Source organism: Photobacterium angustum (assembly GCF_003026365.1).
In the GTDB taxonomy this organism is placed as follows: Bacteria; Pseudomonadota; Gammaproteobacteria; order Enterobacterales; family Vibrionaceae; genus Photobacterium; species Photobacterium angustum.
The window spans coordinates 305503-317859 of the sequence record NZ_PYOM01000001.1 but is presented as its reverse complement, the minus strand read 5'-3'; the positions used below and the strand labels follow the sequence as shown (position 1 = coordinate 317859).

The 12357-nt window shown below is 41.4% G+C and carries 11 protein-coding genes; 2 read left to right on the top strand and 9 right to left on the bottom strand.

Features of this window, described 5'->3' with window-relative positions; all coding sequences use genetic code 11:
- Positions 1-20: 20 nt before the first annotated feature.
- The 5 genes from sucA to sdhC form a co-directional block, all read right to left on the bottom strand.
- Positions 21-2852 (bottom strand): 2-oxoglutarate dehydrogenase E1 component, encoded by a 2832-nt coding sequence (gene sucA / locus CTN01_RS01615; RefSeq protein WP_045148139.1) that lies wholly within the window; start codon positions 2850-2852, stop codon positions 21-23.
- Between the two features lie 117 nt (positions 2853-2969).
- Entirely contained in the window at positions 2970-3683 is a 714-nt protein-coding gene (locus CTN01_RS01610) for a succinate dehydrogenase iron-sulfur subunit (protein WP_005370542.1), read from the bottom strand.
- 15 nt (positions 3684-3698) lie between these two features.
- A complete protein-coding gene (gene sdhA, locus CTN01_RS01605; RefSeq protein WP_005370540.1) occupies positions 3699-5465 on the bottom strand; it encodes a succinate dehydrogenase flavoprotein subunit in 1767 nt (588 codons plus the stop codon).
- Complete coding sequence (gene sdhD, locus CTN01_RS01600; RefSeq protein ID WP_045148138.1) at positions 5466-5813, bottom strand: succinate dehydrogenase, hydrophobic membrane anchor protein; 348 nt, start codon at positions 5811-5813, stop codon at positions 5466-5468.
- A complete protein-coding gene (gene sdhC, locus CTN01_RS01595; RefSeq protein WP_045129482.1) occupies positions 5807-6208 on the bottom strand; it encodes a succinate dehydrogenase cytochrome b556 subunit in 402 nt (133 codons plus the stop codon). The genes sdhD and sdhC overlap by 7 nt, the downstream gene beginning before the upstream one ends.
- A 390-nt stretch (positions 6209-6598) precedes the next feature.
- On the opposite strand from sdhC, the gene CTN01_RS01590 reads away from it, so the two are divergent.
- Positions 6599-7888 carry a citrate synthase gene (locus CTN01_RS01590; protein ID WP_045082710.1) on the top strand — a complete coding sequence of 430 codons (1290 nt, stop codon included), beginning with the start codon at positions 6599-6601 and terminating at the stop codon, positions 7886-7888.
- Between the two features lie 83 nt (positions 7889-7971).
- Here CTN01_RS01590 and CTN01_RS01585 read toward each other — a convergent pair whose 3' ends face one another.
- Together CTN01_RS01585 and CTN01_RS01580 are read right to left on the bottom strand one after the other, a co-directional pair.
- Complete coding sequence (locus CTN01_RS01585; protein ID WP_045131878.1) at positions 7972-8730, bottom strand: Nif3-like dinuclear metal center hexameric protein; 759 nt, start codon at positions 8728-8730, stop codon at positions 7972-7974.
- A gap of 155 nt (positions 8731-8885) precedes the next feature.
- The gene (locus CTN01_RS01580; protein WP_045127261.1) at positions 8886-9083 is read right to left on the bottom strand and encodes a DUF2517 family protein; all 198 of its coding nucleotides are present in this window, start codon (positions 9081-9083) and stop codon (positions 8886-8888) included.
- A 127-nt stretch (positions 9084-9210) separates the two neighbouring features.
- Here CTN01_RS01580 and CTN01_RS01575 point away from each other — a divergent pair, with 127 nt between their 5' ends.
- On the top strand, positions 9211-9999 hold the full coding sequence (locus CTN01_RS01575; RefSeq protein ID WP_045131879.1) for a DUF1853 family protein: 789 nt from the start codon (positions 9211-9213) through the stop codon (positions 9997-9999).
- Between the two features lie 55 nt (positions 10000-10054).
- Here the strand turns inward: CTN01_RS01575 and pgm are convergent, their stop codons facing one another.
- Positions 10055-11701, bottom strand: coding sequence for a phosphoglucomutase (alpha-D-glucose-1,6-bisphosphate-dependent) (gene pgm, locus CTN01_RS01570; protein ID WP_045148137.1), 1647 nt, complete (start codon positions 11699-11701; stop codon positions 10055-10057).
- 37 nt (positions 11702-11738) lie between these two features.
- Positions 11739-12284: a replication initiation negative regulator SeqA gene (gene seqA / locus CTN01_RS01565; RefSeq protein WP_005370523.1), complete on the bottom strand. Its 546-nt coding sequence runs from the start codon at positions 12282-12284 to the stop codon at positions 11739-11741.
- Positions 12285-12357: the final 73 nt, after the last annotated feature.

Here is a 12357-nt window from a genome sequence, read left to right as displayed (position 1 = left end):
TTGTCCTTTTTGTTCCAGTTCTAATTATTATTTTGCTCTTGAAGAGCAATTGTTAAAGCGTCTTCTATAAGTGCTTTTTGTTGTTTCAAATGCACCGACATGTAACCTACCGCCGGTGAGGCTGATGCTGGACGTCCGGCATAACTTAAACGTGCACCGACTGGTAACGCAGAATAGAAGTTATGTTGACTTGAATACCACGCACCTTGGTTCTGCGGCTCTTCTTGACACCAAACAAAATCAGTTACGTGCTTATATTCAGCAATTGCAGCTTCAACGTCTTCTTTCGGGAATGGGTAGAGTTGCTCGATACGAACAATCGCCACATCCTCTTGTTCATTCTTGCGGCGTTGTTCCAGTAAATCGTAATAAACTTTACCTGAACAGAAAACCACACGTTTCACTTTATTTGGTGATAAACCATCAACTTCAGCAATAGCTGGTAAGAAAGTACCGTTAGCTAAATCATCTAACGTCGATGTACACAGCGGATGGCGCAGCAATGATTTTGGCGACATTACAATTAATGGTCGACGCATTGGACGAACAACTTGACGACGGATCATGTGGTAAACCTGTGCAGGTGTTGATGGAACAACGACTTGCATATTTTGCTCTGCACACAATTGTAAATAACGCTCTAAACGTGCTGATGAGTGTTCTGGGCCTTGGCCTTCATAACCATGTGGTAGCAGCATGGTTAAACCACACATACGTCCCCATTTTTGCTCACCAGAACTGATGAATTGGTCAATCACGACTTGAGCACCATTGGCAAAATCACCGAATTGCGCTTCCCATACCGTTAAACCACTAGGTTCCGCAGTTGCATAACCGTATTCAAAGGCTAATACCGCTTCTTCAGATAACACTGAATCGATAACTTCAAACGGACCTTGCCCATTGTGAAGATTAGCTAACGGTACGTAAGTACTGGCATCTTCTTGGTTATGCAGTACAGCATGACGATGGAAGAATGTACCACGACCAGAATCTTGGCCTGTAATACGAATGCGATTACCTTCGTCAACTAGTGTGGCATAAGCCAATGTTTCAGCCATCCCCCAATCAAACGCTTTTTCACCCGCAATCATAGCGACGCGATCGTTGTATAGCTTTTGAACACGACTCTGTAAAACATGGCTATCTGGATATTGGCAAAGGCGAGCACCTAACTCTTTTAAACGCTCAACAGGCACTTTGTTATTCCAATCAACTGTCCAGTCATGGCCTAAGTACGGTGACCAATCAACCGTATGAAGATGCATTGGACGCCATTCTTTTACCACACACTCGCCACGATCTAACGCATCACGATATTCATTGACTAAGCTTGTTGCCGTATCTAAACCAAACACGCCAGTGTCGGTTAGATAATCGGCATAAATCTTACGTGGTGTAGGATGCTTTTTGATCTTCTGGTACATAAGAGGCTGAGTTGCATTCGGCTCATCCGCTTCATTGTGACCATGACGACGGTAACAAACCAAATCTATAACAACGTCACGCTTAAATTCATTACGGAAGTCAAACGCAAGTCGAGTTACAAAAGCAACCGCTTCAGGATCATCAGCATTAACGTGGAAAATAGGTGACTGCACCATCTTAGCGATATCAGTACAGTATTCTGTCGAACGTGTATCATTTGGATTAGAAGTCGTAAAACCAACTTGGTTATTGACGACAATACGAATAGTACCGCCAACACCATAACCACGCGCTTGGGACATATTGAACGTCTCAGCAACGACACCCTGTCCAGCAATCGCTGAATCACCATGGAGTGTAATAGGTAATACTTTAGAACCCGTATCATCACCTAAGCGATCTTGACGAGCGCGTACAGAACCCACAACAACTGGGTTTACAATTTCAAGGTGAGATGGGTTAAAGGCAAGAGCAAGGTGAACATCGCCACCTGGTGTAGCAAAATCTGCAGAAAAGCCTTGGTGATATTTTACATCACCCGTACCCCAGCTTTCGCCGTGCTTACCTGCAAACTCATCAAATAAGTCTTGTGGCTTTTTACCTAATACATTAACTAACATGTTTAGGCGACCACGGTGGGCCATGCCAATAACAACTTCGCGTACACCTTGAGAGCCAGCATGACGGATCAGCTCTTTCATCATTGGAATAAGCGCATCACCGCCTTCTAATGAGAATCGCTTAGCACCAGGGAATTTCGCGCCTAAATAACGCTCAAGACCTTCAGCTGCAGTCAATTCATCAAGAAATGAAAGTTGCTCTTCTTGTGAGAAGGAACCGTGCCCCATTACTGATTCAAGACGTTGTTGGATCCAACGCTTTTCCTCAGTATCTGTGATGTGCATGTATTCTGCACCAATAGAGCCACAGTATGTTTTCTTTAACGCAGCATAAATTTCAGAAAGCTTCATGGTCTCTTGACCAACAGCAAACGAGCCTACGTTAAATGTTTCATTAAAATCTTCATCAGTAAGATTATGGAATGCTGGATCAAGATCTGGAACTAAATCACGCTGCCATAATCCTAATGGATCAAGTTTTGCATTTTGATGCCCGCGGAAGCGGTATGCATTAATAAGTTGCAATACCTTTACTTGTTTCGCATCAACATCTGGATCACTGACGGTAGCACTTAAAAAGTTGGTTTCTTTCGCTAAACGTCGGAAATAATCACGAACGCGTGAATGAGGTTGTTCTACAGCAGTCTCATTGACTACCGGTAATTCAACGAAAATATCACGCCATTGCTCGTCAACTAATTCTGGGTCGCTAAGATACAACTCGTAGAGATCTTCTACGTAAGTCGCATTGGCGCCAGCTAAATGTGAAGACTCAAGCCATGCCTTCATAACGCCGTTCTGCATTATTTTCCCTTAACCACTAGTTATCGCCGTTTACACCGATTGTTTAATCAGAGCATTAAGGCCGGATCAATTACTCATTCATTGAATTAACGTCACCGGCATATCGATATTATTTTTTTATACTGCTCGTTTAAGCAGCATTGATTTAATGTGACCAATCGCTTTTGTTGGATTTAGTCCTTTAGGACAAACATTTACACAGTTCATTATGCCATGGCAACGAAAAACACTAAATGCATCATCAAGATTTGATAATCGTTCATCTGTTGCTGTATCACGGCTATCAATTAACCATCGATATGCTGCCAATAAGCCTGCTGGTCCAATAAATTTATCAGGGTTCCACCAAAATGATGGGCATGATGTTGAGCAACATGCACACATAATACATTCGTACAAACCATCTAACTGCGCACGATCTTCAGGCGCTTGGAGGTTTTCACGTGCCGGTGGAACTGCTCCATCATCAATTAAGAAAGGTTTTACTTTTGCATAATTGGTGTAGAACTGTTCCATGTCGATAATAAGATCACGAACAACTGGTAACCCCGGTAAAGGGCGGATAACAATCGTGCTCTTATCCATTAAAGCCGATAATGGTGTGATACACGCTAAACCATTTTTACCGTTCATGTTAATACCATCAGAACCACACACACCTTCACGACATGAGCGACGGAAAGACAGCGTAGAATCTTGCTCTTTTAACAGAATAAGTGCATCAAGCACCATCATGTCTGAGCCTTCAGGCACTTCTAAGGTATACCCTTTCATATGTGGCGCATTATCCACATCAGGGTTATAGCGATATATTGAGAAGTTGAGTTTCATCTTATCTATCCTCCCTTAGTAAGTACGTGCTTTCGGCGGGAAAGCTTCACGATGAACTGGCGACATATTTACATCACGCTTAGACATAGCTTCTGTCTCAGGGTTGTAAATAGAGTGGCATAACCAATTAGCATCATCACGTTCAGGGAAGTCGAAACGAGCATGAGCACCACGACTTTCAGTACGGTAATTAGCCGCTACTGCCGTTGCCATTGCTGTTTCCATTAAGTTTTCAAGCTCTAAGCATTCAATACGCTGTGTATTAAACTCAGAAGAAGTGTCATCTAAACGCGCATGCTTTAAACGTTCACGAATTTCTTTTAGCTCTGTAAGACCGGTTGCCATCGCATCACCTTCACGGAATACCGAGAAGTTGTTTTGCATACAGCTTTGAAGATCTTTACGAATTTGAACAGGATCTTCACCTTTTTGCGTAGTGTTCCAACGATTAACACGCGCTAAAGAGGCTTCAATATCTGAATCAGTGGCAGGACGAGCTTCTGCTTGTGCAGCCAACGTTTCACCTAGATGTAAACCAGTTGCACGACCAAAGACCACTAGATCAAGTAATGAGTTACCACCTAAACGGTTAGCACCATGTACAGATACAGATGCGATCTCACCACAAGCAAACAGACCTTGTACTTCTTGATCAACACCAGATGCCGTTTGTTTAAGGGCTTGGCCTGAAACCTGAGTCGGCACCCCACCCATCATGTAATGACAAGTTGGAATAACTGGAATCGGCTCTTTAACAGGATCAATATGGGCAAAGGTTCGCGATAATTCACAAATACCCGGTAGGCGAGATTCAAGAACATCTTTGCCTAAATGATCAAGTTTCAATTTAATGTGTGGTCCCCATGGGCCATCGCAACCACGACCTTCACGGATCTCAACCATCATCGAACGCGCAACTACGTCACGACCAGCTAAATCTTTAGCATTCGGTGCATAACGCTCCATGAAGCGTTCACCATCTTTATTTAAAAGATAACCACCTTCACCACGACAACCTTCCGTTACCAGTACACCCGCGCCAGCAATGCCCGTTGGGTGGAATTGCCACATTTCCATATCTTGCATTGGAACGCCTGCACGAAGCGCCATACCAACACCGTCACCAGTGTTAATGTGCGCATTTGTCGTAGAAGCGTAAATACGGCCAGCACCACCCGTTGCAAGGATAGTAGCTTTAGATTTGAAGTAACAAATCTCGCCTGTTTCCATGCACAAAGCAGTACAACCTAGAATTGCACCATCTTGGTTTTTCACTAAATCTAACGCATACCACTCCGAAAAAATCGTCGTTTGATGCTTAATATTTTGCTGATAAAGAGTATGAAGTAAGGCGTGACCAGTACGGTCAGCAGCAGCGGCTGTACGCGCGGCTTGTTCACCACCGAATTCTTTAGATTGACCACCGAATGGGCGTTGATAGATAGTACCGTTATCAAAACGCGAAAACGGTAGTCCCATTTTTTCTAACTCAATAACGGACTTAGGGCCATTCTGACACATGTATTCAATAGCGTTCTGATCACCAATGTAATCAGAACCTTTTACTGTGTCATACATATGCCATTGCCAATTATCTGGGTGTGAATTACCCAGCGCAACAGTAATACCGCCCTGCGCAGATACAGTATGAGAGCGCGTAGGGAACACTTTTGATAGCAAGGCACATTTTAGTCCTTGCTCTGAAATTTGTAATGCGGCGCGCATACCCGCACCACCTGCACCGATAACAACGGCATCAAACTCACGAACTGCAATGCTCACTTACACACCCCACACAATGAAGAAACCCGCAAATAGGTAAACAAAAAGAATTGCTACAACAACAAACTGCAATCCCACTCTTAAAACGGCAGGTTTAATGTAGTCTGTTAACACTTGCCACAAACCAATCCAAGCATGTACAAGAATGGAAACCAAAGCCAACATAGTAAAAACTTTGGTACTGATTTGATTGAAGAATGCACTCCAAGTTTCAAACGTTAGCTCTGGGCCAAACGCAAAGAAACCAACCATGTATACGGTGTAAAGAGTCAAAATGATCGCTGTAGCGCGGATCAAAATAAAATCGTGTATACCATTACGGCCGACGGAAGATACGTTATTTACCATACTAAGCCTCCTGCAAATACTGCTAGTACAGCGACAATTGCAAAACTAACTTTGGTACTTGCAATGCCTGTGTCCATTTCTTCAAAATAACCTAAATCCATCAACAAATGACGGACACCTAAAACAATGTGATAAAACAATGCGGTAAGTACTCCCCACAGAATAAATTTCACAAAAAAGCTATCAGTCACACTGGCAGCGGATGTAAAACCTTCAGGTGAAGATAGAGATAGGTTTAGCAGCCACAGCAAGATGGCAAGGGATACGAATGTAATCACACCAGAAACGCGGTGTAGGATTGACGCTATCGCAGTAAGCGGAAAGCGAATCGTTTGTAGGTCGAGATTGACAGGTCTTGGCTTTTTTACTTTCACGGTTTGCCCACTCAGCTCCATTGAAGCAATTTATTTTTTTATTAAATTCTCTGAGGTATACGTACAAGCCAACAAACAAGTGCAACAAAAATTCAATATTAGGTTATTATTATGTTGAGCAGACGTTGTAAACGTCATTACCTAACTCTTAAAAATAAATGACATATGTTTGTAAAATCCTGGCGGGTAGTATAACCAGAGACCTTGCCTCATCATACGCCCCGTAACATTCAAAAACAATTCCAGTTACATGATGTCAAACACGATTCTCATAAATTCATACTTTTTGATTTAAAGTTATTAACAAGCGCACACAAAGAAGCACAATAATTGACAAAGGTTGCGCCTGACGGTACAACAAATGCACATCCGCATCGGATTAGGATTATAAAAATAGCAAAGGAGATTGTTATGGCAGATAAGAAAGCTACTCTTCATATTGAAGGGAAAGCACCTATCGAACTGCCGATTATCGGGGGCTCTGAGGGCCAAGATGTAATTGATGTGCGTAAACTTGGTGCAAACGGCTTTTTTACATTTGACCCAGGTTTTCTAGCAACAGCCTCGTGTGAATCTCAAATTACATACATTGATGGCGAAGAAGGAATCTTGCTTCATCGAGGTTTCCCGATTGATCAATTAGCCAATAACGCAGACTATTTAGAAGTTTGTTTTGTCTTGTTATACGGTGAGGTCCCTACCCGAGCTGAATACGAGCAGTTTAGAACAACAGTTACACGCCATACGATGGTGCATGAACAAATCGCGAGCTTTTTCCATGGCTTCCGTCGTGATGCACACCCAATGGCAGTAATGTGTGGCGTTGTAGGTGCTTTATCTGCGTTTTATCATGACTCTCTTGATATTAACAACGATACACACCGTGAGATTGCAGCATTTAGATTGTTATCTAAAATGCCGACACTAGCGGCAATGTGTCATAAGTACACCATAGGACAACCATTTATTTATCCTCGTAATGATCTTGATTACGCGGAAAATTTCCTTCACATGATGTTTGCAACACCTTGTGAAGAATATGAAGTAAGCCCTGTTGTTGCGCGTGCGATGGATAAGATATTTACCCTTCACGCAGATCACGAGCAGAATGCTTCAACGTCAACGGTTCGTCTTGCAGGCTCTTCTGGTGCTAACCCATTTGCTTGTATTGCTGCGGGTATTGCATCTCTTTGGGGGCCTGCGCATGGTGGCGCTAATGAAGCTTGTCTTAAAATGCTTGAAGAAATCGGAAGTGTAGATAACATTCCTGAGTTCATTGATCGTGCAAAAGATAAAGACGACCCATTCCGCTTAATGGGCTTTGGTCACCGTGTTTACAAAAACTACGACCCTCGTGCAACCGTGATGCGTGAAGCTTGTCACGAAGTGCTTGAAGAGCTGAAGATTGAAGATCCATTACTAGATGTTGCAATGGAATTAGAGCGTATTGCGCTTTCTGATGAGTACTTTGTCAGTAAGAAATTATACCCTAACGTAGATTTCTACTCTGGTATTATCTTAAAAGCGATTGGTATTCCAGTATCAATGTTTACAGTGATCTTTGCGATGTCTCGTACCATTGGTTGGATTGCTCACTGGAACGAAATGCACAGTGACCCAACAAATCGTATTGGTCGACCTCGTCAGCTTTATACTGGTGAGTCATATAGAGAGTTTAAACCTCTTCATGAGCGCGAATAAATTTTGTAGCAATTTACGATAAATAAAAAGGTTGAGTTAAATACTCAACCTTTTTTGTTTCGTTTACCGAAAGACTTGCTAGTCTACACTGGATTATCAATGTCGATAAACGTCACATCAAAGTTGTATTCTTGTGCTAACCATTCACCTAATGCTTTCACACCATAACGCTCTGTTGCGTGATGACCTGCAGCAAAATAATGAATACCTAATTCGCGTGCAATATGAGTGGTTCTTTCAGATACTTCACCCGAAATAAAGGCGTCACATCCTTGCTGAACGGCTAATTCAATATAATCTTGCCCGCCGCCAGTACACCACCCCACTTTTTTTATTAAATTAGATGAACTTGGCGCGATATGTAATGGTTCGCGTTGTAACGCCATTGCAATTCTTGCTGCAAAATCCTCACCTGAGATCGCTTGATCTAACTCACCATAAATAGCAATAGAACGAGGATTACCTAACTCTAGACCACCAGTGATGTCTAAATCTAAACGTTGTGCTAACTGTACATTATTACCAACTTGCGTATGCACATCTAATGGCAAATGATAAGCATATAAATTAATCCCATTTTCAATCAAGGCTTTAATACGGCGATATTTCATACCACGAATTTCAGCAGACTCACCTTTCCAAAAAAAACCATGGTGGACAACAATTGCATCAGCTTTCTCTTCAATGGCTCTATCAATCAAAGCCTGACAAGCCGTTACGCCAGTAATAATTTTTTTAACGTTGGGTTTGCCTTCAACTTGTAACCCATTAGGACAATAATCTTTTATCAAGTGAGGAGAAAGAAACTCATTAAGTACGGTTTCTAAAGCAAAATTATTCATCTAATGTTGTCCTTAATCTTATAACTAAAATCTTTTTTAATACTACGATATTAGTTTACTAAAGCTATCTTTATATTAAGAGTTTTCTCTGCATTAACAGTAAATAAATGGTATAAAAAAAGCTGCCAATGGCAGCTTTTCATATTACATGGAAATTATTTTAAGCCTTGCTCAATTTTTTTAAGCCATAAAGGCTGAGCGCTAGTTTGCACCCAATAGCGGTGTAAGAAACTACCCATCCGCGTACGTTTATTGACAGGTAATAAAAGTAAAACAGGTAATGAAAGCAATCCTGCTAGTACAACAAAAACGCGACGAAAAGTAATATTGAACTTTGAATACTGAGTGTACATAACAGAATCTCTTTATGATCAAATCTGTCACCACTTTAATAGAGTTTATGAAATATTACTACAGATATTCGTGTAATTTTTCGTCAATATTGTGTTATACGCCTATATACAAGCGAGTTATGTAAGAATGTTACAAAAAGAAATGGATAAACAATTAACGAAGGATTATCTCGCTGTACTCAATATGCCAAATTTGATCTCATCATACGACTATGTCTGTGACGGCACTTGGTTTGAGCTATTTAATCGCCACGCACAACTTCCCTGCATAGCGCCCTATACTGGAAATCGCCGCTTAGGGTTTTATTATCAATGGCTATGGCAGCAATTAATTATTTCTCACCCTCATTACGAACTAATGGAAGAAGAAGTCCAGCTTAATTGGCATAAACAAACTGTTGGCTCTATTGATTTTCTGGTTAAAAACTTACGTACTGATGAAATTGAGCATTGGGAAGTAGCCATCAAATTTTATCTCGCCTATAACAATAGCTGGCCAGGACCAAATGCTAAAGACAATCTCGATAAGAAAACAAACCGAATGATTGAACATCAACTCAGACTTAGTGAGCATGATGCATTTAAAACTACATTTGATGAACAGCCAACCAAACGTCGACTCATCATGCAGGGGCGACTATTTCACGCTTGGCCTGAACCACAGCAAGGATCAACGATTAATATCAACCCAAAGGCTAACACAGGGTTATGGTGTTATCAGTCTGATGCTACACATCTGGTTTTGAAAGCATTGACGAAAAAACAGTGGATATCGCCACCAGCATTTGCTGAACTTGATGAGTACCTCGACCCAAAAAAAATTACTGTACCAACGCAAGCTGTTGATAAAAAAGATAGAGTATGGTTTATCGTTCCGAATCACTGGCCAAAGCATAATAGTGAATTGAGAGCTTAACCTGCATATATAAAAAAACGCCCATTATGGGCGTTTTCTTTATACATTTAACAGTTTATAAACCAGCATCGGCAAAGACTTTACTGACAATTGCCTGTGCTTCTTGCTCAATAAGCGCTAGATGTTCTTTGCCCTTAAAACTTTCGCAATAGATCTTGTAAATATCTTCTGTACCCGATGGACGAGCAGCAAACCAACCATTTTCAGTCGTCACTTTTAAACCGCCAATCGCAGCACCATTACCTGGTGCATGAGTTAGACGTGCTGTGATTGGCTCACCGGCTAATGTTTCAGCTGAAACCATTTCAGGAGAAAGCTTACTTAATACCGCTTTCTGCTCTTTATTCGCGACAGCTTGCAAACGAGAGTATTCTGAATGCCCAAACTTATCGGCTAATTCTTCGTAATATTCTTGCGGTGTTTTACCTGTTACAGCAGTGATCTCTGCTGCTAACAAACACAATAAAATACCATCTTTATCTGTTGACCAAGGCGTACCGTCTTTACGTAAGAAAGATGCGCCCGCACTTTCTTCACCGCCAAAACCTAACTTGCCGCTAAATAAGCCATCAACAAACCATTTAAAACCAACTGGTACTTCAACCAGTTCACGACCTAGTGCAGCAACAACACGATCAATCAAAGCACTAGAGACTAATGTTTTGCCCACTGCAACTTGCTTAGCCCAATCGTTACGATGACGGAATAAGTAATCAATACATACAGCAAGATAATGGTTAGGATTCATTAGACCTGCTGGTGTTACGATACCATGACGGTCGTAATCAGGGTCGTTACCAAACGCTAGATCGTAGTTATCTTTGTACGCCAGTAACCCTGCCATTGCATATGGCGATGAACAGTCCATACGTACTACGCCATCTTTATCTAATGACATAAAACGAAATGATGGATCAATAGATTCATTAACAAGTGTTAGATCTAGCGCATAATATGCGGCAATTTGACGCCAGTATTCAATACCTGAGCCACCAAGAGGATCTACACCCAACTTAAGCTCTGATTTTTGAATCGCTTCCATATTTATAACATTTACAAGATCTGCAACATAAGGTGCGACTAAATCTTGCTCAACAACAAGTTGAGAAGCTAAAGCGTCAACAATATATACACGCTTAACATCAGCCAAACCGTTTGCAATGATTTCATTAGCACGGCGTTCAATCGCTGTTGTTAATTCACTTTCAGCTGGACCACCATGGACAGGGTTATATTTAATACCGCCATCTTGAGGTGGGTTATGCGATGGCGTGATAACAATACCATCAGCTTTATCATCATGAGCTTTGTTGTAACAAAGGATAGAATGAGAAATGCCAGGTGTAGGGGTATATCCCTTACCTTCTTGAATAACAACTTGAACATTATTAGCAACAAGTACTTCTAATGTTGAAGTAAAAGCAGGCTCTGATAATGCATGGGTATCTTTTCCTAAAAAAAGTGGCCCCATCACTCCATTTTCAGCACGAACTTCAGCAATAGCTTGCGCAATGGCCCAAATATGATGCTGATTAAATGTGCCTTTATCTGCTGTTCCTCGATGACCTGAAGTACCAAACTCTACTTGCTGCGATGCATCTTGAGCACTTGGCTCTATAAGAAAATAATTAGCGATAAGTGCTGGAATGTTATACATATCTTCTTGCTGAGCTCGTTGCCCAGCACGAGGATGAATAGCCATAGTTTTATCCTTGTTATTTAACCTCAATATCTGGCGATTAGATTTCGCCACATACCTTATCAATAATATCTGAACCAAATCCCATCTTAGTCATCAGCTGGTCAATCATTTGACGCTTACGCTCAGTATTTGTATTTGTAATCACCCAGAATGGTGTTGATGGAATCGACTTAGGTTTCGTCGTTTTACCACTTGCTAGTAACGTTTCTTCATCATGAGCAAAGTAAACGCGGGTACGACCTTTAATTGCAGCAGCTTCAGCAAAACCTTCTGCATCAATGCTATATAAAGAAGACAAGATCATCATAAAACGACCAATTGCTTTTTCTTGTGCTGCAAATTCATCAGAGATCAATACTGTTCGCATTTCTTTTACACGATCCATCGTTGGTACATTGCCAGCATCTTTACTAACAACGATCCCTTTCGGACGAACAGGCATTACCACAGCAGGCTGCTGCTGTAGTTGCTCTTCAGGCACCATAAGCAAGCGACGCAAAATATCAGAAGCACTTTCACCAATATGTTGAGTTTGGCTAGCAATATAACGATATAGTTCTTCGTCTACTTCAATAGTCTTCATCGTATTATTCATTATCGTTCCGTTAAAAAATCTGGCTACGATTATAGCTTGATCCGAGGTTATACTCTACGGT